We start from the raw sequence: 25085 nt of genomic DNA on the forward strand, positions 1-25085 counted from the left end.
ACGCGATTCAGCTCTGGGCGTGGCCGGGCGGGAGCAGCGGCCCGCACTCCCACTGCTGGAAGATCAAGCGGGTCTCCACCCGGGCCACCTCGCGCCGCGCGGTGAACTCGTCGAGCACCAGCCGTTGCAGATCGGCCATGTCCGCGACGGCCACATGCACCAGATAGTCGTCCGGCCCGGTCAGATGGAACACCGTCCGCGCCTCCGGCAGCGCCCGGATCCGCTCCACGAACGGGCCGACCAGCTCCCGGCGGTGCGGCCGTACCTGCACGGACAGCAGCGCCTGGAGTCCGCGGCCGATCTTGGCCGGATCCAGCTCCAGCCGGTGGCCGAGGATCACGCCGGAGCGGCGCAGCCGGGTCACCCGGTCCAGGCAGGTCGACGGTGCCACGCCCACCTGAGCTGCGAGGTCGCGGTAGGTGGTCCGGGCGTCGTTCTGCAGCAGCCGCAGCAGATGGAGATCCACCGGATCCAGTACGACAGATTCGGCCATTGGCCGAACGTAGCACGGTGTTCGATTCCGGTGAACCGTTCGCTGTTCACCCTTCCGCCCATGGACACAGCGAGCACCGGTGCCTACGACGGCGTACGCACCGCATCGAGAGCCCTGGCCACGGAAGCCGTGCACGCCGGCCGCGACGACCTCGCCCGCCAGGGCCTGCACGCCCCGCCGATCGACCTGTCGACCACCTACCCCTCGTACGACAGCCGCGGTGAGGCCGCCCGCATCGACGCCTTCGCCACCGACGGCGCCGACCCGGTCGGACCCCCCGTCTACGGCCGTCTCGGCAACCCGACCGTCGCCCGCTTCGAAACCGCCCTGGCCCGACTGGAGGGCACCGAGTCCGCGGTCGCCTTCGCCAGCGGGATGGCGGCGCTCAGCGCGGTCCTGCTGGCCCGCGCCGCCATGGGCCTGCGGCACGTGGTCGCGGTACGGCCCCTGTACGGCTGCAGCGACCACCTGCTCACCGCCGGGCTGCTCGGCACCGAGGTCACCTGGACGGACCCGGCCGGCATCACCGACGCGCTGCGCCCGGACACCGGCCTGGTGATGGTCGAGTCCCCGGCCAACCCCACCCTCGCCGAACTCGATCTGCGGGCCGTCGCGCACGCCTGCGGTTCGGTCCCGCTGCTCGCCGACAACACCTTCGCCACGCCCGTGCTCCAGCGCCCGGCCGAGCACGGTGCGCGCCTGGTGCTGCACAGCGCCACCAAGTACCTCGGCGGCCATGGCGATGTGCTGGCCGGTGTGGTCGCCTGCGACGAGGAGTTCGCGGGCCGGCTACGGCAGATACGGTTCGCCACCGGTGGCGTGCTGCATCCGCTGGCGGGCTATCTGCTGCTGAGGGGACTGTCCACGCTCCCGGTGCGGGTGCGGGCCGCCTCCGCGAACGCCGCCGAACTGGCCCGCCGGCTCGCCGCCGATCCGCGGGTGGCCCGTGTCCACTATCCGCGCATCGGCGGCGCGATGATCGCCTTCGAGGTGCACGGCGATCCGCACGAGGTCATCTCCCGGGTCCGGCTCGTCACCCCGGCGGTGAGCCTCGGCAGCGTCGACACGCTCATCCAGCACCCCGCCTCCATCAGCCACCGCATCGTCGACGCGGACGACCGGCGCGGGGCGGGGGTGAGTGATCGGTTGCTGCGGTTGTCCGTCGGACTGGAGGACGTGGACGATCTGTGGGGGGACCTGGATCAGGCGCTGGGGGAGCCCACCCGGATGCCGGTGCCGCTGCGGGAAGCGGTGCGCTGAGCGGTCGCGGTCTGCCCTGGTGGCGCCGGGTCGGCACCGTCGGCCACCGCGTTCGCGGGGGATTCGAGGGGCGGCCGGTGCGAAGGGAGAGCGGCCCGGCGGACGGCGCCGGGCCGCAGCCAGTGCGTGACCGGCGCCGACCAGGAGGGGCCGGGCCGGCCGCGCCTTCGTGTCCCTGCGTCAGTCGCGCCGCGCCGAGGCGCCGAGGTGGCGCAGGCCGGTGTCGTACCGCGCCCCGGAGCCGGCCTGTGCCGTGTCCAGACGGGCCGTGATGACCAGCGTGCCCTCCTCGATCTGGTAGTCCAGCGGCAGGCCGAGGCCGCGCATCGCGGCGACCATGCCGGTGTTGGACGCCTGCGTCACGGCGTACACGCTCTCGCAGCCGGCCTCCACGGCCATCGCCACCAGCCGGTCGAGCAGTTCACCGCCGATGCCGCGCTGCTGCCAGTCGTCCTCGATCAGCAGTGCCACCTCGGTCTCGTCGCCGTCCCACAGCAGATGCCCGAGGCCGACGATGCGGCCGGAGGTGGTCTGCGCCGCCAGCGTCCGGCCGAAACGGGGGCTGAGCAGGTGGTTCAGATAGCGGTCCGCGTCGCCGACCGGGCCGTGGTAGCGCATGCCGAGGGTGCGCGGCGAGCACCGCTCGTGCATCGCCCTGGCCGCAGCCAGGTCCCCGGTGTCCACCCGGCGGACGGTGATGTCGTTGCCCTCGGGCAGTGTCAGTACGTCCTGGCCGCGCGGGATCCGCGGACCGAGCCGGTTGTCGAGGTCCACCAGCGCCCGGGCCCGGGCGAACTCGGTGGGCGTGAACGGCAGATACGGCCGTTCCACGGTGAGCACTCCGCCCTCTGGCGCCGGCAGCCGCATCACGGTGTCCTCCAGCACGCCCTCGACCGGCACCGGCTCGGGCCCGCGGCCCCCGCCGACCGGTGTCCCGGGCAGCTGGCGGATCGTGCACCGGCCCAGCAACTGGCGCAGCGCCAACGGCAGTTCGGCGGCGTCCAGCGCGGTGCGCGCGGCCAGTCCGAGCACTCGGGTGGGGGCGTCGACCAGGTCGTGGGCGTCGGCCCGCTCGATCCAGGTGGACTCCCCGCCGGCCCGCGAGACCGCCCTGGTGATCTCGGCCGCCTCCAGCGCACCCGGAGCCCGCAGCAGGAACTCGTCCACCGTGCTGTCGCCGAGCGGGTGCGTCTGCAGGCTCAGGATGTCGACGCGCCGCTCGGCCAGTGCCGTGCACAGCGCCGCCAGCGAGCCCGGCTGGTCCTCCACCGTGGTCCGCATCCGCCACAGCGCGCCGGGCTCGCCCACGCCCTCGGTGCCGTCCGTGCCGTCGTCCGGCTGCCCGGAGCGCCCGGCCGACCGCGTCTCGGCGGCCGGCCGGGCGCCGGTATCACCGGCCGGGGGCGCGTGTCCGTGGCGCCGTGCCCACCAGGTGTGGAAGCCGGCCGTCGCGGCCAGCGCGAGCGCCGAGATCACGAGCAGGGCGGGACCGTCGGGGCCGTGCCCGACCAGGTTCGCCACCCCGTCGGCCACGGCGACGGCCGTGAACAGCGCGGCGAGCTCGACGACGTCCCGCCGCCAGTGGTGCACGGGGCGTCCGTGCTTCGCCCGGGTCACATCAGACATCTCTGGAGTCATGCATCCACTGTGAAGGAACGGTGTTGCGTGATCACGAACTGATTGTGACCGATGGGTAAAGCATGCTCCGTCCGTTTTGTTGTATTTTTTACGGCCTGCTGGCGCCGCGCCACCCGGCCCCAGATCGTGGCGTTGTCGTCATCCAGTGCTCGCGTCATACGAAAACCGTAGAGGCGACCACTGACAATCGGCCTGACCTGCGAAAAGGGCCGCACCACAGACGAGTTGCCCGTGCCGCGCCCCGTGGGATGACGCCGGTGCGCGGCACGGATGAAGGGTACGGGACCGGCGGGCCCCCGGCGCCTACTGGCCGACCCGGCCCGGCTGGAGCGTCTGGGTGAACAGCACGGTGCCGTCGTACTCGCGCAGCCGGACCGTCAGTTCGCCGCTGCCGCCGTCGATGTCGACCTCGCCGAAGAACTGGTAGCCCTGGGCAGGCGAGACATTGGACGCGGTGGGCGCCTTGACGAACACCCGGTCCGGGCCGAACGTGCCGTCCAGCGCGTTGGCCGGGAAGGCGCCGGCGTTGAGCGGGCCGGAGACGAACTCCCAGAACGGCTCGAAGTCCTTGAACGCGGCCCGTGACGGGTCGTAGTGCTGGGCGGAGGTGTGGTGCACGTCGGCCGTCAGCCACACCGTGCCCGTGATCCGCCGGTGCTTGATGAACCGCAGCAGCTCGGCGATCTGCAGCTCACGGCCGAGCGGAGCGCCCGGGTCGCCCTGCGCGACGGCCTCGAAGTTCGGCTTGCCCTCGACGGGGTCGGGTACGACAAGACCGAGCGGCATGTCGTTGGCGATCACCTTCCACACCGCGCGCGACCTGGCGAGCTCCCGCTTGAGCCACTCCAGCTGCTCGCGGCCGAGGATGCCCACCGGGTCCGTGGTCTGGTTGTCGGGGGAGTTCGCGTTGCGGTAGGTGCGCATGTCGAGCACGAACACGTCGAGCAGCGGACCGTGGTGGACGACCCGGTAGATCCGGCCGTCGGGGCGCTCGCTGATCGTCGAGATCGGGAAGTACTCGGAGAACGCCTGCCGGGAGCGCAGCGCCAGGTCGTCGAGTTTCGTGCCCGCCGGGTAGGGGGTGCCGGCGCCGATGACCTCGCCCGGGTACCAGTTGTTGCGGACCTCGTGGTCGTCCCACTGGATGATGTTCGGCACCTGGGCGTTGAACCGGCGCAGCGCCGAGTCCAGCAGGTTGTAGCGGAAGTTGCCCCGGTAGTCGTCCAGGGTGGTCGCGACGTGCGACTTCTCCTCGGTGGTGACGTTCCGGTAGACACTGCCGTCGGGCAGGGTCGCCGTCGCCGCGATGGGGCCGTCGGCATAGATGTTGTCGCCGCTGCAGAGGAAGAAGTCGGGGTCGACCTTCGCCATCGCGTCGAAGATGCGGTAACCGCCGATGGACTCGTTGATGCCCCAGCCCTGTCCGGCCAGGTCGCCGGACCACACGAACCGCACACCCTGGCGGCGCCGGGCGGGCGCGGTACGGAAGGTGCCGGTGACCGGCTCGCTGGTGCGGCGCGGGTCGTCCGGGTCGGCGAGCAGCACGCGGTAGTGGACCTGCTCGCCCGACGGCAGGCCGTGCAGCCGGGTGGTGCCGGTGAAGTCCGTGCCTGAACCCAGCAGCGGACCGTGCCATCTGCGCGGGTTGCGGAACGACTCGGTGGCCGAGGTCTCCACGATCATCCGGGCCGGCCGGTCCGAACGCACCCACACCAGCCCGGAGTCGGTGGTCACATCGCCCGCCTGCACGCCCCAGCTCGCCTGGGGGCGCCCGGAGCGGGCGAACGCCGGGGCGGCGCCGAGGCCGACGGGCAGGGTGAGGGCCGCCGACGCGGCCAGGGAGCCGCGCAGAACGCTGCGGCGGCCGGGGGACGGACGGTCTGACATGGCTGCGCCTCCAGGAGCGGGATCCGGCCAGTGTGCAGAGCCACACCTACTGGGACGCTGCGGCGCGCGCGGAAACCGCAAGTGAACAACGGGGCTTGGACAGTGCCCGCCGAGGGGCTCGCCGCGGCCGAATGGCCCGTCCGCGTACGGCGGACCAGGTGCGTCCGGGACCGCCACACGAAACCGAGCGCACGCGCGCGTACCGCGCGAACCGAAGCGGATCGTGTGAGCCCGGGCAGAGGGCGCGAGCCGAGGCGGACCGGCCGGGTGCGCGGCGTGCGGGACGCGTCCGGCCTCGCGGAAGGCGGCCGCCCGCGCACGCGTGCGCGGGACACCGGCACGCACGCGGGGGACCAGGACGGGCAGCGGCCCGGGCGTGACCGCGCGGTACTCGTGGCCGTGTGGTCACGCAGCCGGCCGCGGCCGGGGATCCGCACGTGGTGCGCGACGCCGTTGGCCGGGGAAAGTCCTTCGGCGGAGGCTAGAACCGGCCGCTGCCCCACCTCCTGCGGCGAAGCGCCCGTGCCGTACGGCCCGCTCCCTGCGGTGTGGCGACAACCCCGGGGACGCCCGACGCGTCGGCGAGGGCCCGCCGGCCTGAACGGCCGCCGATCCCCAGCGGACGGCCTCACCGTGCCGATGGTCCCCGACGACCTCGCCCCATCCGCAGCACAGGCCGTGGCCGCCGGTGCCACGGAAGTCGACGTGCACCCGAAGACGCCGTGCGGACACGACGGTCTCTCCCCGCGCGTCCTCGCCCCCGCGCCGGAGGCGATCCGGGCGCGGGCGTCCGGGGCCCGTCGCCCGCGGCCGGCGCCGGTCACGTCACCCAGCCGGGGCCGGTCGGTCCGCCGCCGGTGCCGACCGCGCCGGTGTGTTCAGCGGCTGCCGTCCAGGATGACCCGCGCGACCAGTGCCGGGTCGTCGTTCATCGGGCAGTGGCCGCAGCCGGGCAGCCGTACCAGCCGGGCGTGCGGGATCAGCTGCTTGGCGCGCACGCCCTGGCGGCGCACGAGGATCCGGTCGCGGGTGCCCCAGGCCACCGTGACCGGCAGACCCGGCAGGTCGTCGGTGAACCGGACGGTGCCGCCCGCCCGCAGCGTCGCGTCGAACCCGGTGGCGCCCACCAGCGCGAGCGTCTCGGCGACGACGGCCTCCGGGGCGCGGCGCGCGGGTCGCGCGTAGATGGTGCTCGTCAGCGCCGTACGTCCGGCCGCGCTGCGCGACAACTGCTGCACCAGCGGGAGCGGGAGCCGCTGGGCGATGCCCCGCATCGCGAGCAGCACCGCGAAGGCGTACCGGCGCTCGGCCTCCGTCCAGAACCCGGCCGGGGAGAGGGCCGTGACGGACCGTACGAGCTTCTCCCGGCCGAGCTCCAGGGCGAGCAGGCCGCCCAGCGAGTTGCCCGCTATGTGCGGCCGGTCCAGCTCCAACGCCTCGAACAGGGCGCCGAGCACCGAGTTGGTGGTGGGCAGGTCGTAGGCGAGGCCGTCAGGCAGGCCCGGGGACGCGCCGAAGCCCGGCAGGTCTAGGGCGATCACCTCGCGCTCGGTGGCGAGGATGTCCACCACCGGGTCCCAGGCCTGCCGGTGATGGCCGATGCCGTGCAGCAGCACCAGCGGTTCGCCGCGGCCCACGCGCGCGTAGGACACGGCCACGTCCTTCGGGCCGTGCGGAGTGGGGACCTTGAAGGAGACGGTGGCGGACATGGGGTGCTCCTCGTCTGGGTGCTGACGGACGCCGTAGACAGCTTGTCAGCAATTGCTACCAGCCGGTAGCCCCCGATGGGAGGGGCGTCCGCTTCGCGGTGGAGGTCAATCCGCCCGGCGCACCTCGATGTTGAAGTCCGCGGTCCCCAACGTCCGCATCATGGTCAGCCACAGCGGCAGATACATCTCCGTCGCCCGGGCCGCCCGGATCCCGCCCAGGTCCAGCACCCGCTCGGCCGGCCATCCGAACTCTCCGAGCAGCGCCGTCACCTGCTCCTTGGCGCCGGCGTCCTCACCGCACACGAACAGGTGGTGCGCACCCGGCACCCGGCCCGGCTCCACCATCACCTGACAGTTGACCGTGTTCAGCGTCTTCACCACGCGCGCGTGCGGAAAGGCCCGCTGGATCTGCTCGCCCACGCTGTCCGACTCCACCGGGTCCAGCCGCGGCTGGCCGTCCTCGAAGGCCAGCGGGTTGGAGACGTCCACCACGACCTTGCCGTCGAGGTGTTCGGCGCCGGCCGCCCGCAGGGCGTCCAGCGCCACCCGGCCGCCCACCGCGTTGATGACCACCTCGGCCGAGGCGGCCGCCTCCGCGAACGTGCCGGCGCGGGCCCGCTCGGCGGAGGCCGTGGCCCACTCCAGCGCCACCGGGTTGTCCTTGACGCGCGATCCCAGGGTCACCTCGTGCCCCAGTTCCACCAGCCTCCCGCCCAGCGTGCGGCCCACCTCGCCCGTGCCCAGCACCGCGTATCGCATCGGCCACCTTCCGTCACCGACCGCCGACTTCCGGCGGTCCGCGGTCATTGTGATCCGGGCCGGCGCCGGACGGGCCGATTCCGGGTGGACAGCTCCGGTGCGTGTCGGCTGGGATGGACCGGTGACCACCGACACCGCGACCGATGTCTTCGAAGAGCACCGCCCCCTGCTGATGGGCGTCGCCTATCGCATGCTCGGTCGTGTCGCCGACGCCGAGGACGTGGTCCAGGACGCCTGGCTGCGCTGGTCCCGCGCCGACCGCGCGGAGGTCCGCGAACCGCGCGCCTACCTGGTGCGCATCACCACCCGACTGGCCATCGACCGGCTGCGCCAGGTGCGGACGCGCGGCGAGGCGTACGTCGGGCCCTGGCTGCCGGAGCCGTATCTCACCGAGTTCGGCGACGTCGCCCCGGACGCGGCAGACCGCGCCGTGCTCGCCGACACCGTCTCGCTCGCCCTGCTGGTCGTCCTGGAGTCGCTGTCGCCGCTGGAACGGGCCGTCTTCGTGCTCAGGGAGGCCTTCGGCTACCCGTACGCCGAGATCGCCGCCCTGCTCGACCGCGGTGAGGCGGCGGTACGGCAACTGGCCGGGAGGGCGCGCCGGCACGTCGAGGAACGGCGGCCGCGCTACGACGTCGACCCCGGCCGGCGACGTGAGCTGACCGAACGTTTCCTCGCCGCCGCGGCCGACGGTGACCTGGACGGGCTCATGTCCGTGCTCGCCCCGGACGTCCGCCTGGTCGGCGACAGCGGCGGCAAGGCCAAGGCGCCGCTACGCATCCTGCACACCGCCGACAAGGTCGGCCGGTTCCTCGTCGCCGTCGCGCAGCAGTCCACGGCGGCCCTGTCCTACCGCTTCCTGGAGGCCAACGGCGGCCCGGCGCTGCTCGTCCTGTCGGACGGCAAACCCGAGAGCCTGGTCCAGGTGGATGTCGTCGACGGCCGCGTCACCACCGTGTACATCGTCCGCAACCCGGACAAGCTGCGGCATCTCGCCGACCGCTGAGCCACACCGCCGGACCCCACGCGCCCCGCGAGCCCCTGTCCTGCGACGGGGGCTTTGCCGCGATGTCACACACACCGCCGTGCGCGAACGCCTTGTGAACGCTCCGCGGCAGGTCACCTGTGGGGTGCCCGGGGGATCGACGATTGGTCTTGACCAAGGGTGAAGGCCGCCCTATGGTCGCAGAGAAGTGCAACAACCTTTAATAAACAAGGGCGCCAAAACCGCCGGACCACGGCTCTTGCGGAGGACAGGGTGGGGACCACGCAGCTGGAATCGGTACCGGAACCGAAGTACTGGCATCTCAAGACCGTGCTCAGCGAGGCACTGGACTCCGAGTTCTCGGTCGGCGAGATCCTGCCCAACGAGCGCGACCTCGCCGCCCGCTTCGGGGTGGCCCGCGCCACGCTCCGCCAGGCCCTCGAACAGCTCGAGCTGGAAGGCCGGCTGCAGCGCCGCCGCGGCGTCGGTACGACCGTGGCGCCGCCGCGCGTGGGCGTGGCCGTCGGCACCGAGCGGCACGTCTGGCCCGGCGCCGGCTCGGACGCCTGGCAGCCCGTCGACTGCGATCAGGCGGTGCCGCCCGCCGCCGTCTCCTCGGCCCTGGAGACCGGCGCGGACGAGCCCGTGCACACCGTGCGCCGCTCCCGGATGTCCCACGGCCAGCGGGTCGCCACCGAACTCCTCTACATCCCGGCGGCCTCGGTCCCGGACCTCACCGCCATCGACGCCCCGTCCGGCCCGGCACGCGCGCGCGCGGTGCTGCGTGAACTCCAGCACCTGACGCTCGAGGGCCAGGACCGCGCCGTCGAACTGGGCTCCGCCCGCGCCGACGACGCCAAGGACCTCGACCGGCTCCCCGGTTCCCCGGTCCTCGTCGTCACCACCCGCTTCTTCGCCGACGGCCGCACCGCGGCCCTGTCCGTCGCCACCTACCGCGCCGACACCTGCCGCCTGACCTTCGGCGACTCACCCGACGTCGAAATACACCACGACCCGGACCGCCAGGCCTCCTGACCTCCGGGGTACCTCATGAACACTCGGTGGGGGTGACCAACCCGGGCGCGGGGCCGTGTCGTTGAGGCTCCGCCGCCTGGGCGCGACCTGCCACGACGACGCCGCAGTGGCACGCGGCCCGCGCCCTGCACGGCCAAAGCCTCAGCGCCGCGTCACCGTTCCCTCCACAGCGAACAGCTGCTCCTCGACATGGTCCAGAGCCAGGCGCAGCGCCCCCGTCGCCACCGCCGCCTCACCCAGCACGGACAGCGCCACCTGCGGCGGCCGCAGGCAGTAGCGGGCCAGTTCGCGGCGCAGCGGTTCCAGGACGCCGTCGAGACCGGCCGCCCACCCGCCGATCACGACGAGTTCGGGGTCCAGCGCCAGCACCAGCGCGGCCACGTCGTGCACGAGCCGCTGGATGAACCGCTCCACCGCCGCCCGCGCCCGCTGGTCGCCCTTCCGGGCCAGCGCGAACACCTCGGCGACCGCCTGCTCGTCCAGCGGGTGCAGCGGCTCGTCGGTGGTGGACAGCAGCGTCTCCGGAGTCGCCTCCCGGCCCAGGAGATGCAGCGCGCCGATCTCCCCGGCGGCCCCGCCGTAGCCGCGGTGCAGCCGGCCGCCGATCAGCGAACCCGCGCCGGGGCTCAACCCGGCCAGCACGAAGACCACGTCCTCCGACTCGGTGGCCGCGCCCTTCCAGTGCTCGGCGACGGCCGCCGCGTTGGCGTCGTTCTCCACCAGCACCGGGCACTTGAAGGAGCGGCTGAGCCGTTCCCCCAGATTCAGGCCCGTCCACTGCGGCAGCGCCGTGCTCAGCCGTACCGTCCCGTCCGCCTCCACGATCCCCGGCGTGCCCACCCCGACGGCCCGCAGCGAGCCGCGTGCGACCCCGGCCCGGCGCAGCAGCTCGGCGACCGCGCCGCGCAGCCGGTCCAGCCGCTCGTCGGCCGTGGCCGTCTCGTCGACCTCCTTGGCCTGCGCGCCGAGCACCCGCCCGTCCAGGTCGGACAGCAGCGCGGCGACCCGGTGCGGACCGATCTCCAGGCCCAGCAGATGCCCCGCCTCGGCCCGGAACCGGAACCGGCGCGCGGGCCGCCCCTGACGGCGCGCGGTGCCCTCGTCCGCCGGGGTCTCCACGACGAGCCCGCCCTCGATGAGCCCTTCGACGACACCCTCGACGGTCGGCCGGGACAGTCCGGTGACCCGGGTGATCTCGGTGAGCGTCGCGCAGTCCGTGGCGCGCAGCGCGTGCAGCACCACCGCGGAATTGATCCTTCGCAGCAGCGAGGGATCGCCGCCGGTCAGCTGCCCCACCGTCCGTCCTTCCAGCTCGCGGGCGTGTTGGGCGGATCGTACTCGGCCCGGCGCACCCCGGCGAGTGCCGGGCCGCGGCCCTGCCTCACCGAGGCTCGACGAACCGCGACTCGTACGCCGCGATCACCGCCTGGGTGCGGTCGCGCGCGCCGAGCTTGGCCAGCACCGCGCTCACATGCGACTTGACCGTCTCCGTGCCCACGACCAGCCGCGCCGCGATCTCCGCGTTCGACAGCCCCCGCGCCATGAGCCGCAGCACCTCCGCCTCCCGCTCGGTCAGCCGGGCCCGGTCCAGGACGGCGCGCGCCGGCCGGTCGCCGTCGCCGTACCGGGCGGCGAGCCGCCGTACGGAAGCCGGGAACAGCAGCGACTCGCCCTCGGCCACCAGGCGTACGGCGTGCACGATCTCGGCGGGCCGGGCCCGCTTCAGCAGGAAGCCGTCGGCGCCCGCGCGCAGGGCTTCGTACACGTACTCGTCGTCCTCGAAGGTGGTCACCACGAGGATCTTCGGAGGGTCGTCCACCGTACGCAGCACCGCCTGCGTGGCCTCGATGCCGTCCATGAGGGGCATGCGCACGTCCATGGCGACCACGTCCGGCCGCAGTTGACGCACCAGCGGGATGACCGCAGCCCCGTCGGCCGCCTCGCCGACCACCTCGATGTCGGGCTGTGCCTCCAGCACGGCGCGCAGACCCGCGCGGACCAGGGGTTCGTCGTCTACGAGGAGTACGGTGACCGGCATCCGGCCAGCCTAGATCAGCTGATCGGCAGCTCCGCGCGCACCTCCCAGTCGCCCTCTTCGGGCCCGGTCCTGGCCGTGCCGCCGAGCAGCGCGGCCCGCTCCCGTATGCCCCGCAGGCCGCTGCCCCGGCCCGGGCCGGGTATCGGGTCCGGCAGTGGGTTGCGGACCTCCAGCGCGAGCGTACCGTCGCCGACCGCCACCCGGACCCGGACCGGGACGGCACCCGCGTGCCGCAGCACGTTGGTGAGCGCCTCCTGGAGGATCCGGTAGCCCTCGCGGGACACCGGCCCCGGCACGGCGTCGACCGGTCCGGTCACCTCCGCGTCGACCTTCGCCCCCGAGGCCCGCGCCGACTCCAGGAGCCGGCCGGCGTCGGCCAGCGTGGGCCGGGCGCTCGCCGGACGCTCGGCCTCGCGCAGCACACCCAGCACCCGCTCCAGGTCCGCCAGCGCGGCCCGGCCGGTCTCCTCGATGGCGTCCAGCGCGCGGTCGGTGAACTCCGGGTCCCCTGCCGCCCGCGCCGCACCGGCCTGCACCACGGCCACCGTGAGCGCGTGCCCGATCGAGTCGTGCAACTCCCGGGCGATGCGGGTGCGTTCCAGCAACTGCTCGGTGCGCTCCTCCAACGCGGTCAGCCGCTCGGCCGCGGACGGCCCGAGGAGCCGGCGCGCGCAGAACGTGATCAGCTCGCCGAAGCCGACGACCACGCCGTACAGCACGAGCAGCGGAAGCGGCGTCAGCAGCGCCCATGCGCGGTCCGGCGGCAGCCGGTCCAGCAGCGGCATCCCGGACGGCATCCGCCCCCACGCGCAGCGCGCCAGCTCGATCGCGATGACGGGCAGCCACACCGTGGCGAGAGACGCGGCCAAGCCGAAGACCCACCGCACCTGAAGCCACAGCACCGTGCGCAGCCGGTCCCGCCATGTCCCGGACGGCGCCTCGGAGATGCCCGGCTCCTTCTCACCGGGCGTCAGCAGCAGCCGCGCCTGCACCCCCTCGCCCATCCGCACGGCGGGCAGGAGGCCCACCGGAACCAGCACCAGCGCGGGCACCCAGGGCTTCGACATGTCGATGAACAGCCACACGCTCTCCATCAGCATGGGCACCCACAGATGCAGCAGCCGCGTGTACGTCGTCCCGCGCAGCAGCGGGCGGAGGAAGCGGAGCAGATGGACCATGACGCCATCGTCGCAAGCGGCACTGACAACGGGCCTCCCCCGCACGGGGGAGACGATCTCCACCGGCGGGGGAGGAGCCAACTCCCACGGAACGCCAGGCTGGAGCCATGACCAGCATCGACGTACGCGACCTCACCAAGGAGTACGGCGCCCGGCGGGCCGTGGACCACCTGACCTTCAGCGTCCGCCCCGGCCGCGTCACCGGCTTCCTCGGCCCCAACGGCGCCGGCAAGTCCACCACCATGCGGCTCGTCCTCGGCCTGGACCGGGCCACGGCCGGCACCGCGACGATCGGCGGCCGGCCCTACGCCGAACTCCGCGAGCCGCTGCGCCGGGTGGGCGCCCTGCTGGACGCGGGGGCCGCGCACGGCTCCCGCACCGCGCACGCCCATCTGCGGGCCCTGGCGGCGAGCAACCGCATCCCGGACCACCGGGTCGACACGGTCCTGGAGCAGACCGGCCTCGCCGAGGTGGCCGGGCGCCGGGTGAAGACCTACTCCCTCGGCATGCGTCAACGGCTCGGCATCGCCGCGGCCCTGCTGGGCGACCCGGAGGTGATCCTGCTGGACGAGCCCGCCAACGGCCTCGACCCCGAGGGCATCGTGTGGATCCGCACCCTGCTGCGCGGACTCGCCGCGGACGGCCGTACGGTCCTGGTCTCCAGCCATCTGATGCACGAGACCGCCGCCTACGCGGACCACCTCGTGATCCTCGGCCGTGGCCGCCTCCTCGCCGACACCTCCGTCCAGGAGTTCATCCACGCACGCGTACAGCCACGGATCAGGATCCGCACCACCGACGCCGCGGCGCTCGCCGATCTGCTCGCCCGGCACGGCCACGACGCCACCCGCGAGGACGACGGGACGTGGATCGTGCGGCACGCGCACGTGGAGGCCCTCGGCCGTCTCATGTCCGAGGCGTGTGTGCCCGTACTGGAACTGGCCGCCCAGGAGGCCACCCTGGAGCAGGCCTACCTCGATCTGACCGCCGCCGAAGCCGAGTTCACCGCCCAGCCCCAGGAGGTCTGACCATGCCGTTCACCCCCGTTCTGCGCGCGGAGTGGATCAAGATCCGGACACTGCGCTCGCTCATCGGCGCCCTGGCCGCGATCCTTCTCGCCACAGCCACGTTCTCCGCGCTCGCCTCCGCCTCCGCCGATGCCGGCGCCGGCGCTACGGACCCGCTGTTCTCGGCGTTCTTCGGCATCAGCTTCGGGCAGATCGCCGCGATCGCCTTCGGTACGACGGCCCTGGCGTCGGAGTTCCGCGGCGGCGCGCTGCGGCTGACGCTGGCGGCCGTGCCGGACCGGCGACGGTGGTTCGCCGCGAAGGCCACGGCGATCGCGCTGCCCGTGCTGGCCGTCGGACTGGTCACGGGGGCGGTGACCCTGCTGGTGGGAAAGTCCGCACTCGGCGCCTCCGGCCCGACCTGGACCCAGGGCCTGCGCGGTGCCGTCGGCTGCGGCCTGCAGCTCACGCTGATGGCGCTGTTCGCGGCCGGACTCGCCGCCGTGCTGCGAAGCGGAGTCGCGACCCTCTCGATCCTGATCCCGTTCCTGCTGATCGTGTCCTTCGTCGTCGGTGACATGTCTTCCGGCCTCGCCGACTTCCTGCCCGACCGGGCCGGTCAAGTGGTGCTGCACAGCAGCTGGGACGGCGCCCTCGGTCCGTGGACCGGACTCGCGGTGAGCGCGCTGTGGACGGCGGCGGCGCTGCTCGCGGGAGCGTGGAGTGTGGGCCGCCGGGACGCCTGACAGCCCACCAATTGTCAGTGGGGCCCGCTTTACTGGATCACATGGACATCGCGAACCACCTTGCTGTGATCGACCTGCTGCGCGACCGGGAGTTTCCGGCGGAGCACGGCAGGACGGACGTCGGCATGGGCGGGCCCGGTTACCTGATAGCCGCATTACAGACCAGCGGCGACTTCCACGAGGACGACGGCACCGAGCGCGAGGAGACGGAGGCGCAGTACGAGGCGGACCGGGACGCGCTGGGGGAGCGGCTCGCCGAGCGGTGGGGGCCTGCCGACGTGATCGGTCTGGCCGGTGTGTTCCTGCGGAGCATGGAGGGTGAGGAGATAGCAGAGCCTTGGGGCACTCTCGCCTCGCACGTGCCCGATGTGCATCTGTGGCGATCGGAGTCGGGCCGCTGGGTCGCTCTCGGCGTGTCCCAGTGGGAGGGCGAACTGCCGTTCCAGCTGCTGGCGGTGGTCACCGAGACCGACCCTCCCTGACCCCTCAGGCCTGCGCAGCCGTCCGCAGCCGGGAAAACTCCTCCGCCATCGTCGCCGCCGTCCAATGGGCGTTCAGACCACTGGGGTTCGGCAGCACCCAGACCCGGCTGGCACCGACGGTCCGCTCCTGCGGTCCCACCCGCGCCGTGCGGTCCCCGAAGGCGGCCCGGTAGGCGGTCACCCCGACCACCGCGAGCCACCCCGGCCTCAGCCGCGACACCTTCTCGGTCAGCAACCGCCCGCCCTCGAGGTACTCCTCGGCGGTCAGCTCGTCGGCCCGTGCCGTCGCCCGCGCCACGACGTTCGTGATGCCCAGTCCGAATGCGAGCAGCTCCTGCTGCTCGGCCGGCTTCAGCAGCCTCGGGGTGAAGCCCGACAGGTGCAGCACCGGCCAGAAGCGGTTGCCGGGGCGGGCGAAGTGGTGGCCCGTCGCGGCCGTCATCAACCCCGGGTTTATACCGCAGAAGAGCACCCGGAGGCCGTCCGCGACGACATCCGGCACGAGACGGTCGCGGGCGGCCTCCAGGTCGGCCTTCGTCAGACGGGTCAGAGGATCGCTCCGGGGGTGTAGCCGGCGGCCTCCGGGTGCTGCTTGACGATCTCCTCGATCCGGCCCACGACGACACCGACCTGGTCGGCGGCGGCACCGGTGAAGGACAGCTTGTCGGCCATCAGCGCCGCCAGCTGGCCGCGGTCGAGCGGCAGACGGTCGTCGGCGGCGAGCTTGTCGAGCAGGTCGTTGCGCTCGGCACCCTGCTCGCGCATGGCGAGCGCGGTGGCGACGGCGTTCTCCTTGATCGCCTCGTGCGCGACCTCACGGCCGACCCCGGCCCGCACGGCGCCCATCAGTACCTTGGTGGTGGCGAGGAACGGCAGGTAGCGGTCGAGCTCGCGGGCGATGACGGCCGGGAAGGCGCCGAACTCGTCGAGGACCGTCAGGAAGGTCTCCAGCAGGCCGTCCAGCGCGAAGAAGGCGTCCGGGAGTGCGACGCGGCGCACCACCGAGCAGGACACGTCGCCCTCGTTCCACTGGTCGCCGGCCAGCTCGCCGGTCATCGAGGCGTAGCCGCGCAGGATGACCATGAGGCCGTTGACGCGCTCGCAGGAGCGGGTGTTCATCTTGTGCGGCATCGCGGAGGAGCCGACCTGGCCCGGCTTGAAGCCCTCGGTGACCAGCTCGTGCCCGGCCATCAGCCGGATCGTCCTGGCCAGCGAGGACGGCGCCGCCGCCAGCTGCACCAGCGCGGTGACGACCTCGTAGTCCAGCGAGCGCGGATAGACCTGGCCGACCGAGGTGAACGCCTGGGAGAAGCCCAGGTGCCCGGCGATCCGGTTCTCCAGCTCGGCGAGCTTGGAGGCGTCACCGCCGAGCAGGTCCAGCATGTCCTGCGCGGTGCCGACCGGGCCCTTGATGCCGCGCAGCGGGTAGCGGCCGAGCAGCTCCTCGACACGGCCGTGGGCGACCAGCAGCTCGTCGGCGGCGGTCGCGAAACGCTTGCCGAGGGTGGTGGCCTGGGCGGCCACGTTGTGCGAGCGGCCGGCCATGACCAGCTCGGCGTACTCGCCGGCCAGCTTGCCGAGACGCGCCAGGACGGCCACCGTACGGTCGCGCATCAGCTCCAGGGAGAGCCGGATCTGCAGCTGCTCGACGTTCTCCGTGAGGTCGCGGGAGGTCATGCCCTTGTGCACGTGCTCGTGCCCGGCGAGGTCGTTGAACTCCTCGATCCGCGCCTTCACGTCGTGCCGGGTGACCTTCTCGCGCTCGGCGATCGAGGCGAGGTCGACGGTGTCGAGGACACGCTCGTAGTCGGCGATCGCCTCGTCCGGCACCTCGATGCCGAGGTCCTTCTGGGCGCGCAGGACGGCGAGCCAGAGCTGCCGCTCCAGCTTCACCTTCTGCTCGGGGGACCAGAGCGTGGCGAGCTCGGCGGAGGCGTAGCGTCCGGCGAGGACGTTGGGGATGCGGGGCTTGGCGGGCGCAGAAGTCACGTGTCCAGATTCTACTGGCGGTTTCTGCAGGCCAGCGCCACGGCTCTGTTCGGCGGAAGCTACGAGAGGTCCGTCACGTCGGATGTTGGCGGCTCCGGCTCCGTTGCGCGATCCCCGCGCCTGCTCGGGGCGCTGCTACGCCTGAGCCTCGTACGGCAGCAGCTCGGGGCGCTTCGGCGGGCGGCCGTCGCCGGAGGAACGGCCCGTCAGGCGCCGGCCTATCCAGGGGAGCAGGTGCTGACGGGCGAACCGCACGTCCGCGACCCGGCGTGTCATCCAGCCCGGCGGGAGCGTGGCCGGCATCGGCACATGCCACTCGGCGTCCTCCGGCTCGTACCCGAGTGTCTGCCAGACCGCCTCGGCCACCCGGCGATGCCCCTCCGCCGTCAGGTGCAACCGGTCCACGTCCCACAGTCGGGGGTCGCCCAGGGCGGGCGCCCCGTACAGGTCGACCACGACCGCACCGTGCCTGCCGGCCAGCTCCTCCACGCAGGCGAACAGCTCCTCCATGCGCGGCCGGAACCGCTCCAGCACCGGGCCCTGCCGGCCGGGGCTGCGCATCAGCACCAGCTGCTTGCACGACGGTGCCAGCCGCTCCACGGCCTCGGTCAGCAGGCCCTTCACCCGGCCCATGTCGCACTTGGGCCGCAGGGTGTCGTTGAGCCCGCCGACCAGCGTGACCACATCGGCGTTCATGGCCGCCGCCACGTCCACCTGCTCGTCGACGATCTGCTTGATCAGCTTCCCGCGCACGGCCAGGTTGGCGTACCGGAAGCCCGGTGTGCGGGCGGCCATCCGCGCGGCGAGCAGATCGGCCCAGCCCCGGTAGGAGCCGTCGGGCAGCAGGTCCGACATGCCCTCGGTGAAGGAGTCGCCGACCGCGACCAGGCTGCTGTACGGGGGAGGTGTGGGATTCTTCTGCATGGCGCCAGCGATGGTATCCCGCCTCCATACCCGCCGGTCGGTCGCCCCCGAAACCCCGGCATCACCGCCGGCCCGTTCTCACCACCGGCCCCGTTATCACCACCCGCCCGCTCCGAGCCCCAGCCCCACTGACCTCCCGGGCCTTCTGGCCTCTCCTGGTCTTCCCGGCCTCCCAGGCCTCCTGGCCCCTCCTGGCCCCGGATTTCCCCGGGTCTCGGGACTCGTCTGGGCCTCCGTACCCGCCCGGAACTCCGGCCGTTCAGTGCCGCCGCCGGCCCCGCACGGCTACCCCGCCCGACGGCGGCCCGGGCCCCCTCTTCACCTGCGGATTCCCCCGGCCCTCGGCCGGTCGGCCCCAAGATCGCCCCTGCCCCCGGCCCCAGCCCCCCACGCCCGCCACGCCCGCCGGAGGCTCATGCCGGCTGGCCGAAGAGTTCTCGTAGGACGTCCTCCATGGTCACCAGGCCGGCCAGGCGGCCGTCGTCGCCGAGTACCGCCGCGACGTGCGTGCGGCTGCCGCGCATCGCGGTGAGTACGTCGTCCAGCGGGGTCCGCTCCCGCACGCGGGCGATGGGCCGCATGTCCCGCAGCCGGAACGGCACGTCCCGCGGCGAGGCGTCCAGCGCGTCCTTGACGTGCAGATACCCCACGATCCGACGGCCCACGTCGACCACCGGGAACCGGGAGAAGCCCGAGTCGGCCGAGAGGCGCTCCAACTGCTCCGGAGTGACGCCCATGTGCGCGTACACCACCCGCCTCAGCGGCACCACAACATCCCGCACCGGTCGGCTGCCCAGCTCCAGGGCGTCGTGCAGCCGCTCCTGCGCCCGGTCGTCGATCAGGCCCGCCTGACTGGCGTCCTTGACGATCTCGGCGAGTTCGGCGTCCGTGAAGGTGGCCGCGACCTCGTCCCGGGCCTCCACCCTGAGCAGCTTCAGCAGCCCGTTGGCGAAGGCGTTGACCGTGAAGATCACCGGGCGCAGGGCCCGGGACAGCGCGACCAGGGGCGGGCCGAGCAGCAGCGCGCTGCGCACCGGTTCGGCGAGCGCGATGTTCTTCGGGACCATCTCGCCCAGCAGCATGTGCAGATAGGTCGCCAGGGTCAGCGCGATCACGAAGGACACCGCGTGACCTGCGCTCACGGGCACCCCGACCGCGCGGAACACCGGCTCCAGCAGATGTGCGATCGCCGGCTCGGCGACCACGCCCAGGACCAGCGTGCACAGCGTGATGCCGAGCTGGGCGGCGGCCAGCAGCGCGGAGACGTGCTCCAGGCCCCACAGCACGCTCCTCGCGCGCCGGTCGCCCTCCTGGGCCAGCGGCTCGATCTGCGAGCGGCGCACGGAGATCAGCGCGAACTCGGCGCCGACGAAGAAGGCGTTGACGACGAGGGTCGCCAGACCGATCAGCAGCTGTACGGCGGTCATCGCGCCCCCTCCGCGGACTCCTGGGCCTGCTCGTCGTCCAGGGGCGCGTGCAGCAGCACCCGCGCCGCCCGGCGGCCCGTGGCGTCCACCACGTCCAGCCGCCAGCCCTCGACCTCGACGGTGTCACCGGTGACCGGTATCCGGCCCAGCAGGGTCGCGACCAGGCCGGCCAGGGTTTCGTACGGCCCCTCGGGCACCCGCAGTCCCACGCGGGCGAGCTGGTCGGCGCGGGCGGCGCCGTCGGCCGAGTACAGGGCCCGGCCCTGCTCGTCCGCCCCGGCGGGGGCGAGGTCGGGCGTCTCGTGCGGGTCGTGCTCGTCCCGCACCTCGCCGACGACCTCCTCGACGATGTCCTCCAGGGTCGCCACGCCGGCCGTGCCGCCGTACTCGTCGATGACGACGGCCATGGTGCGCCGGCCGCCGAGGCGGTCCAGCAGCCGGTCGACGGTCAGGGACTCGGGGACGAGCAGCGGCTCGCGCATCACCTGGGCGACCGTGCGATGGCGCCGCTGGTCGGCGGGGACGGCCAGCACGTCCTTGATGTGGGCGGTCCCGACGACCGAGTCCAGCGTGCCCTGGTAGACGGGGAACCGGGACAGACCGGTGGCCCGGGTCGCGTTCGCCACGTCCTCGCAGGTCGCCTGCGCGTCGAGGGCGATGACCTGGACGCGCGGGGTCATCACATTCTCCGCGGTCAGGTCGGCCAGGTTCAGCGTCCGCACGAACAGCTCGGCGGTGTCCGGCTCCAGCGCGCCCTCCTTGGCGGAGTGCCGGGCGAGGGCCGCGAGCTCCTGCGGTCCGCGCGCCGAGGCCAGCTCCTCGGCGGGTTCGACGCCCAGCCGGCGCACGACATGGTTGGCCGTGTTGTTCAGGTGTGTGATGAAGGGCCGGAAGGCCGCGCTGAACAGGCGCTGCGGGTTGCCGACCCGCTTGGCCATGGCCAGCGGCGCGGAGATCGCCCAGTTCTTCGGCACCAGCTCGCCGACGACCATCAGGAACACCGTCGACAGCGCCGTACCGAGCACCAGGGCGACCGTGCTCGCCGTGCCTTCCGACAGACCCATGGCCCGGAAAGGACCGGCGAGCAGCTTGGCGATCGACGGTTCGGCGAGCATGCCGACGACCAGGTTGGTCACGGTGATGCCGAGCTGGGCGCCCGACAGCTGGAAGGTCAGGTTCCGTACGGCCTTCAGAGCGCCCTGGGCGCCGCGCTCGCCGCGCTCGGCGGCCCGCTCCAGCTCGCCGCGCGCCACCGTGGTCAGCGAGAACTCCGCCGCGACGAAGGCCCCGCAGGCCATGGACAGCAGGATGGCCACCAGAAGGAGCAGCACTTCGGTCATCGGGTCACCCCCCACCCATGATCGGACAGGGCGCGACGGGACGCGCGGTGACGGGGACTGGGAGGCTCGCCCATGGGCGGACGCTCACAACCTTTCATAGAGGGCCGAGTGCTCCCTCTATGGTAAAGGATGGGCAAAGAGATCCTGGTTTCTCAGTGGGTGAGCGGCTTCACCCAGCGCCGCCAGTGTTCCTCGGCGCCGTAGCCGGCGGCGCTCCAGGCGTGGTGCGCGGTCTCGTTGCGGACCAGCACCATCGCGTCGGCGCGGCGTCCGCCGAGCCGTACGAACCGCTCCTCGGCCGCGGCCGGCAGTGCCGACCCGATGCCCTGCCGGCGCCGCTCCGGATGCACCGCGAGCCGGTACAGATGGCAGCGCCAGCCGTCGAAGCCCGCGATCACCGTGCCCACCAGCTCGCCGCCCCGCTCGGCGAGGATCAGCGCCTCTGGGTCGCGGGCCACCAGCCGCTCCACCCCGTCCCGGTCGTCGCTGACGCTGGTGCCCTCGGCGGCCGTCCTCCAGAAGGCGAGCCACGGCGTCGATGTCGTCACGGGCCGCCGGGCGAAGTCGCAGATCGGTCATGTGGTCATCGGAGCACGCGGCACGAGGCCCGCGCGGGGATTTCCATCATGCGGACTCATGCGGACTCCGCACGTGCATTCCTCATGCGGACTCACGTGGATTCCTCATGCGGACTCCTCACGCAGCCGCTCCATCACCGGCGCGAAGGCCTCCATGTACGGCTCCAGCACGGTCAGGTAGGAGAAGCCGAACCGCTCGCGCTGTGCCCGCACCCGCGCCACGATCTCCTCCAGCGGACCGGCCAGCACGATGGGCAGGGCCAGCGCGGCGTCCAGGGTCAGCTGCGACTGCCGCTCCAGCAGTGGCTTCAGCACGGGCTCCGGGTCGTCGGTGACCGCCACGAGCTGGATGAGCAGGTTCAGCTCCGCCGGTTCCGCCCGCCCCGCCGCCAGGGCCCGGTAGCGCGCCACCCGCTCGTCCAGCTCCTCGGCGGTGAGCGGCTCCAGCGCACCCGGGGCGGACCCCGGCCGGGCTCCGGTGAAGGCCGCGATGTCCGCGTGCTCGGCGGTCAGCCGCAGCATCCGGTCGCCGTTGGCGCCGATCAGCAGCGGCACCCGGGACTGGGCGGGCCGGGGCTGGTGCTCGTCGGAGCCCAGCAGCCGGTCCAGTTCCGCGACCGTGCGCCGCAGGTGGTCCACCCGTTCGCCCGGTGAGCCGTACGGCAGCCCCGCCGTCTCGTGCTCGGCCGGCACATACCCGGTGCCCAGCCCGAGTTCGAGGCGCCCGCCGGTGAGCGCGTCCGTGGTCGCCACCTCACGGGCCAGCAGCGCCGGGTTGTAGAACCCCGCGTTGAGCACGAACGTGCCGAGCCGGGGGCGCTCGGTCGCCTCGGCCGCCGCCACCAGGGCCGGGAACGGGGCGGGCATCCCGAGGTGATCGGGGACGAGGATCACGTCGTAGCCCAGCTCCTCGGCGCGCCGGCACTTCGCGCGCCACTCGGCGGCGGGCGCGGGCGTGAGCAGATTGACCCCGAAGCGGAACGGACGCGACATCAACTCTCCCCGTTGACAGGTGGCTTGGGCTACGCCCGCGATTCCATCACTCGTGCGCGATCGCCGCCAGCACGTTCATCCGCGACGCCCGCAGCGCCGGCAGCAGAGCCGCCACCACGCCCACCACCGCCGAGCCGATCACGACGCCGACGATCGTGCTCCAGGGGAACGCCAGTGCCGTCAGCCCGCGCAGGGCCAGCACCCGCTGCATGCACACGCCCCACACGAGCCCCAGCGCCAGCCCGAGGACCGCGCCGAACACCGCGATCACCACCGACTCCAGCCGGATCATCCGGCGCAACTGCCGTCGCCCCAGCCCGATCGCGCGCAGCAGCCCGATCTCACGGGTGCGCTCCACCACCGACAGGGCGAGGGTGTTGACCACGCCGAGCACCGCGATGACGATCGCCAGGCCGAGCAGCGCGTACACCAGGTAGAGCAGAACGGCGATCTGGTTGTGGACGAGCTCCTTGTAGTCGGTCTGGTTGCGCACCTGGACCTGCGGGAACGGCTTCAGCGCGTGCTCCAGCCGGGGGCGCAGGTCCTGCGGTTTCGTGCCGGTGGCCGCGTTGACGTAGAGCACGGAGTCCTGCGCGTCCGGGGCGTACTTGTCGAGGGTGGCGAGCCCGAAGAAGAGGCCGCCCTGCGCGCCGAAGCCCTCGGCCGTCTCCTGCTTGGTGAGTGCGGCGACGGTCAGCTCGGCGTGCCGCCCGCCCGGGAAGTCCACCGGCAGGACACTGCCGACGCGCACACCGTGGTCCCGGGCGTAGTCGGCGTCCATGGCGAGGTGCCCGTCCGCCAGCGCTGCCGCCGTACCGCCCTGGGCGTAGGTGAGGTGCACGACGTCGTCGAGCCGGGGGCCGTACGCGGCGGCGGCCGTCGTGACCCGGGCACCGTTCGGCAGCCGTACGGCGACCTGGGTGAGCCGCTGCGGTACGACGAGCCCCACACCGCGCGTGCGGGCCACGGTGTTCCGCACCTCCTGGGTGAACGGCGTGAAGTTGGTGTTCTGGACGATGAAGTCGGCGCCGAGCGTCCGGTCGATCTGCCGGTCGAACGACGCGGACATCGAGGCGCTCGCCACCGACATCCCGCCGACCAGGGCCAGGCCCACCATGAGCGCGGCGGCGGTGGCGCCGGTACGGCGCGGATTGCGCAGGGCGTTGCGCTGGCTCATCAGGCCGACCGGGCCGAACAGCGCGGGGAAGGCCGCGCCCAGCACCCGGATCACCGGCCGCACCAGCAGCGGACCGGCGACGACGGTCGCGATCAGCGTCAGGGCCACGCCGAGAGCGAGCAGCGAGGCCGCCTGGGCGGTCCTGGTGGCCGCCGCACACCCGGCCAGCGCCGCCGCGCCGACCGTCCCGATCACCGCACCGACGACCGCGCGAGTCCGCAACGGCTTGCCCACACCGGCGACTTCGGCGTCCACCAGCGCCGCCATCGGAGAGACGGCCGCCGCGCGCCGCGCGGGCAGATAGGCGGCCACGAAGGTGACGCCGAGACCGACGACGTACGCCGCGGCGGGCGTGCCCCAGCCGATGACCATCTCCGTGGCCTTCAGGTTCATCCCGAACGCGCTCATCAGCCGGATCAGCCCCAGGGCCAGCCCGATCCCGGCCGCGAGGCCGAGCGTCGAACCGACCAGCCCGAGCAGCAGCGCCTCGGCGAGCACCGAGCGCCGCACCTGCCGCCGGTCCGCACCGAGGGCCCGCAGCAGGCCCAGTTCGCGGGTGCGCTGGGCGATCAGCATGGAGAAGGTGTTGACGATGAGGAACACGCCGACGAGGAGCGCGACACCGGCGAAGCCCAGCATCACGTACTTGATCACGTCCAGGAACGTGCCGAGGCTGGCCGCCGCCGACTTGGCCTGTTCGTTCGCGGTCTTCAGGTCGTAGCTGCCGGTGTCGACCGCCCGGGCGACCCGCCGCTTGAGCTCCGTGTCGGACACGCCCTTGGCCGCGTCCACCGCGATGCTGGTCGCCCTCGCGGCCGACCCGAGCAGTTCGCGGCCCGCCACCGCCGGGTCCAGGAAGACCAGGGCCGCGCCGGGGTTGGTGGTGGTGAAGGTGGCGATGCCGACGACCCGCACCCGGAACACGCCGGGCTGGGCCTGCACGGTCAGCGTGTCGCCGATCCGTACGTGCTTCTTGCGCGCCGTGTCGGCGTCGAGCAGCGCCTCACCGGCGCCGTGCGGTGCGTGGCCGGAGGTGAGCTGCACCGGGCTGCGGTGAGTGACGTACCAGGCCAGCGCGATGGTCGGAGCGCCGGTGGTCGGGCCGACGGGCCTGTTGCGGCTGTCGACCACGACCGCGTTCTGCACCGACACCTCGGCACGGGCCGCCGCGACGCCGTCGACCCGCACCACCCGGTCCCGCAGCGCGGCCGGGAGCGTCTGCACCGAACCGCTCACCCGGGCCGACCTCAGGTCCAGCTGTTTCGGCTGGACCGTCACATCGGCGGCGGTGGAGGCGAAGAGCCGGTCGAACGTGCGCGTGACGGTGTCGGAGAAGATCAGACTGCCCGCGACGAACGCCACGGACAGGATCACGGCCAGCGCGGACAGCGCGAGCCGCCCCTTGTGCGCGAGGAAGCTCCTCAGGGTCGCTTTGAGCAC

At 73.0% G+C, this 25085-nt stretch carries 22 protein-coding genes and 2 pseudogenes; 7 read left to right on the top strand and 17 right to left on the bottom strand.

Annotated features, from left to right (window positions below; genetic code table 11):
- Window positions 1-7: 7 nt before the first annotated feature.
- Window positions 8-493: an Lrp/AsnC family transcriptional regulator gene (locus FB563_RS28875; RefSeq protein WP_055705616.1), complete on the bottom strand. Its 486-nt coding sequence runs from the start codon at window positions 491-493 to the stop codon at window positions 8-10.
- A gap of 60 nt (window positions 494-553) precedes the next feature.
- Here FB563_RS28875 and FB563_RS28880 point away from each other — a divergent pair, with 60 nt between their 5' ends.
- Window positions 554-1753 carry a trans-sulfuration enzyme family protein gene (locus tag FB563_RS28880; RefSeq protein WP_055705627.1) on the top strand — a complete coding sequence of 400 codons (1200 nt, stop codon included), beginning with the start codon at window positions 554-556 and terminating at the stop codon, window positions 1751-1753.
- 180 nt (window positions 1754-1933) lie between these two features.
- On the opposite strand, the gene FB563_RS28885 is transcribed toward FB563_RS28880, so the two are convergent.
- The 3 genes from FB563_RS28885 to FB563_RS28890 all read right to left on the bottom strand — a co-directional run bounded on the left by FB563_RS28885 (window position 1934) and on the right by FB563_RS28890 (window position 5278).
- Window positions 1934-3391, bottom strand: coding sequence for a GNAT family N-acetyltransferase (locus FB563_RS28885; protein WP_234357702.1), 1458 nt, complete (start codon window positions 3389-3391; stop codon window positions 1934-1936).
- Window positions 3388-3549: a hypothetical protein gene (locus FB563_RS43095; protein WP_159045491.1), complete on the bottom strand. Its 162-nt coding sequence runs from the start codon at window positions 3547-3549 to the stop codon at window positions 3388-3390. Before FB563_RS43095 ends, FB563_RS28885 begins: the two co-directional genes overlap by 4 nt.
- Window positions 3550-3694: 145 nt before the next feature.
- Window positions 3695-5278, bottom strand: a complete 1584-nt coding sequence (locus tag FB563_RS28890) for an alkaline phosphatase D family protein (protein WP_055705617.1) — start codon at window positions 5276-5278, stop codon at window positions 3695-3697.
- Window positions 5279-5917: 639 nt separating this feature from the next.
- On the opposite strand from FB563_RS28890, the pseudogene FB563_RS45500 reads away from it, so the two are divergent.
- Window positions 5918-6070 (top strand): annotated as a pseudogene (locus FB563_RS45500) (3-keto-5-aminohexanoate cleavage protein); the annotation flags it as partial.
- 86 nt (window positions 6071-6156) lie between these two features.
- Here the strand turns inward: FB563_RS45500 and FB563_RS28895 are convergent.
- A complete protein-coding gene (locus FB563_RS28895) occupies window positions 6157-6987 on the bottom strand; it encodes an alpha/beta fold hydrolase (RefSeq protein ID WP_055705618.1) in 831 nt (276 codons plus the stop codon).
- Window positions 6988-7092: 105 nt separating this feature from the next.
- Window positions 7093-7746, bottom strand: a complete 654-nt coding sequence (locus FB563_RS28900; RefSeq protein WP_055705629.1) for an NADPH-dependent F420 reductase — start codon at window positions 7744-7746, stop codon at window positions 7093-7095.
- A 121-nt stretch (window positions 7747-7867) separates the two neighbouring features.
- On the opposite strand from FB563_RS28900, the gene FB563_RS28905 reads away from it, so the two are divergent.
- Window positions 7868-8752, top strand: coding sequence for an RNA polymerase sigma-70 factor (locus FB563_RS28905; RefSeq protein ID WP_055705630.1), 885 nt, complete (start codon window positions 7868-7870; stop codon window positions 8750-8752).
- Between the two features lie 252 nt (window positions 8753-9004).
- A complete protein-coding gene (locus FB563_RS28910) occupies window positions 9005-9766 on the top strand; it encodes a GntR family transcriptional regulator (protein WP_055705619.1) in 762 nt (253 codons plus the stop codon).
- Between the two features lie 141 nt (window positions 9767-9907).
- On the opposite strand, the gene FB563_RS28915 is transcribed toward FB563_RS28910, so the two are convergent.
- From FB563_RS28915 to FB563_RS28925, 3 genes are all read right to left on the bottom strand, one after another.
- Window positions 9908-11062, bottom strand: a complete 1155-nt coding sequence (locus FB563_RS28915) for an ROK family transcriptional regulator (protein WP_055705620.1) — start codon at window positions 11060-11062, stop codon at window positions 9908-9910.
- A gap of 85 nt (window positions 11063-11147) precedes the next feature.
- A complete protein-coding gene (locus FB563_RS28920; protein ID WP_055705621.1) occupies window positions 11148-11804 on the bottom strand; it encodes a response regulator in 657 nt (218 codons plus the stop codon).
- Window positions 11805-11818: 14 nt separating this feature from the next.
- Window positions 11819-12973, bottom strand: a complete 1155-nt coding sequence (locus tag FB563_RS28925) for a sensor histidine kinase (protein ID WP_055705631.1) — start codon at window positions 12971-12973, stop codon at window positions 11819-11821.
- Window positions 12974-13089: 116 nt separating this feature from the next.
- Here FB563_RS28925 and FB563_RS28930 point away from each other — a divergent pair, with 116 nt between their 5' ends.
- Genes FB563_RS28930 through FB563_RS28940 form a run of 3 tightly spaced genes read left to right on the top strand, consistent with a single transcriptional unit; the run spans window position 13090 to window position 15217 of the window.
- Window positions 13090-14010 carry an ABC transporter ATP-binding protein gene (locus FB563_RS28930; protein WP_055705622.1) on the top strand — a complete coding sequence of 307 codons (921 nt, stop codon included), beginning with the start codon at window positions 13090-13092 and terminating at the stop codon, window positions 14008-14010.
- Between the two features lie 2 nt (window positions 14011-14012).
- Window positions 14013-14735, top strand: a complete 723-nt coding sequence (locus FB563_RS28935; protein ID WP_055705623.1) for an ABC transporter permease — start codon at window positions 14013-14015, stop codon at window positions 14733-14735.
- A gap of 41 nt (window positions 14736-14776) precedes the next feature.
- Entirely contained in the window at window positions 14777-15217 is a 441-nt protein-coding gene (locus FB563_RS28940; RefSeq protein ID WP_055705624.1) for a hypothetical protein, read from the top strand.
- A gap of 4 nt (window positions 15218-15221) precedes the next feature.
- Here the strand turns inward: FB563_RS28940 and mug are convergent, their stop codons facing one another.
- The 8 genes and pseudogenes from mug to FB563_RS28980 all read right to left on the bottom strand — a co-directional run bounded on the left by mug (window position 15222) and on the right by FB563_RS28980 (window position 25085).
- Window positions 15222-15719, bottom strand: coding sequence for a G/U mismatch-specific DNA glycosylase (gene mug, locus FB563_RS28945; protein WP_107100590.1), 498 nt, complete (start codon window positions 15717-15719; stop codon window positions 15222-15224).
- A gap of 44 nt (window positions 15720-15763) precedes the next feature.
- Window positions 15764-17206: an adenylosuccinate lyase gene (gene purB, locus FB563_RS28950; protein WP_055705625.1), complete on the bottom strand. Its 1443-nt coding sequence runs from the start codon at window positions 17204-17206 to the stop codon at window positions 15764-15766.
- 135 nt (window positions 17207-17341) lie between these two features.
- Complete coding sequence (locus FB563_RS28955) at window positions 17342-18130, bottom strand: SGNH/GDSL hydrolase family protein (protein ID WP_055705626.1); 789 nt, start codon at window positions 18128-18130, stop codon at window positions 17342-17344.
- A 413-nt stretch (window positions 18131-18543) separates the two neighbouring features.
- Window positions 18544-19557, bottom strand: coding sequence for a hemolysin family protein (locus tag FB563_RS28960; RefSeq protein ID WP_142218986.1), 1014 nt, complete (start codon window positions 19555-19557; stop codon window positions 18544-18546).
- Window positions 19554-20897, bottom strand: coding sequence for a hemolysin family protein (locus tag FB563_RS28965; RefSeq protein WP_055706239.1), 1344 nt, complete (start codon window positions 20895-20897; stop codon window positions 19554-19556). Before FB563_RS28965 ends, FB563_RS28960 begins: the two co-directional genes overlap by 4 nt.
- Before the next feature lie 152 nt (window positions 20898-21049).
- Window positions 21050-21476: pseudogene (locus FB563_RS28970) on the bottom strand (GNAT family N-acetyltransferase).
- 104 nt (window positions 21477-21580) lie between these two features.
- Window positions 21581-22468, bottom strand: coding sequence for an LLM class F420-dependent oxidoreductase (locus FB563_RS28975; protein ID WP_055706238.1), 888 nt, complete (start codon window positions 22466-22468; stop codon window positions 21581-21583).
- A 46-nt stretch (window positions 22469-22514) separates the two neighbouring features.
- Window positions 22515-25085 carry an ABC transporter permease gene (locus tag FB563_RS28980; protein ID WP_055706237.1) on the bottom strand — a complete coding sequence of 857 codons (2571 nt, stop codon included), beginning with the start codon at window positions 25083-25085 and terminating at the stop codon, window positions 22515-22517.

The sequence above is a fragment of the Streptomyces puniciscabiei genome (assembly GCF_006715785.1).
GTDB lineage: Bacteria > Actinomycetota > Actinomycetes > Streptomycetales > Streptomycetaceae > Streptomyces > Streptomyces puniciscabiei.

Bases quoted from the DNA above. Each gene is read 5' to 3' on its own strand.
- FB563_RS28895 (WP_055705618.1), bottom strand. From the start codon at position 6,987: ATGTCCGCCACCGTCTCCTTCAAGGTCCCCACTCCGCACGGCCCGAAG.
- FB563_RS28885 (WP_234357702.1), bottom strand. From the start codon at position 3,391: ATGACTCCAGAGATGTCTGATGTGACCCGGGCGAAGCACGGACGCCCC.
- FB563_RS28880 (WP_055705627.1), top strand. From the start codon at position 554: ATGGACACAGCGAGCACCGGTGCCTACGACGGCGTACGCACCGCATCG.
- FB563_RS28935 (WP_055705623.1), top strand. From the start codon at position 14,013: ATGCCGTTCACCCCCGTTCTGCGCGCGGAGTGGATCAAGATCCGGACA.
- FB563_RS28965 (WP_055706239.1), bottom strand. From the start codon at position 20,897: ATGACCGAAGTGCTGCTCCTTCTGGTGGCCATCCTGCTGTCCATGGCC.
- FB563_RS28930 (WP_055705622.1), top strand. From the start codon at position 13,090: ATGACCAGCATCGACGTACGCGACCTCACCAAGGAGTACGGCGCCCGG.
- FB563_RS28890 (WP_055705617.1), bottom strand. From the start codon at position 5,278: ATGTCAGACCGTCCGTCCCCCGGCCGCCGCAGCGTTCTGCGCGGCTCC.
- FB563_RS28920 (WP_055705621.1), bottom strand. From the start codon at position 11,804: ATGCCGGTCACCGTACTCCTCGTAGACGACGAACCCCTGGTCCGCGCG.
- FB563_RS28975 (WP_055706238.1), bottom strand. From the start codon at position 22,468: ATGTCGCGTCCGTTCCGCTTCGGGGTCAATCTGCTCACGCCCGCGCCC.
- FB563_RS43095 (WP_159045491.1), bottom strand. From the start codon at position 3,549: ATGACGCGAGCACTGGATGACGACAACGCCACGATCTGGGGCCGGGTG.
- FB563_RS28940 (WP_055705624.1), top strand. From the start codon at position 14,777: ATGGACATCGCGAACCACCTTGCTGTGATCGACCTGCTGCGCGACCGG.
- FB563_RS28955 (WP_055705626.1), bottom strand. From the start codon at position 18,130: ATGCAGAAGAATCCCACACCTCCCCCGTACAGCAGCCTGGTCGCGGTC.
- FB563_RS28960 (WP_142218986.1), bottom strand. From the start codon at position 19,557: ATGACCGCCGTACAGCTGCTGATCGGTCTGGCGACCCTCGTCGTCAAC.
- FB563_RS28875 (WP_055705616.1), bottom strand. From the start codon at position 493: ATGGCCGAATCTGTCGTACTGGATCCGGTGGATCTCCATCTGCTGCGG.
- FB563_RS28900 (WP_055705629.1), bottom strand. From the start codon at position 7,746: ATGCGATACGCGGTGCTGGGCACGGGCGAGGTGGGCCGCACGCTGGGC.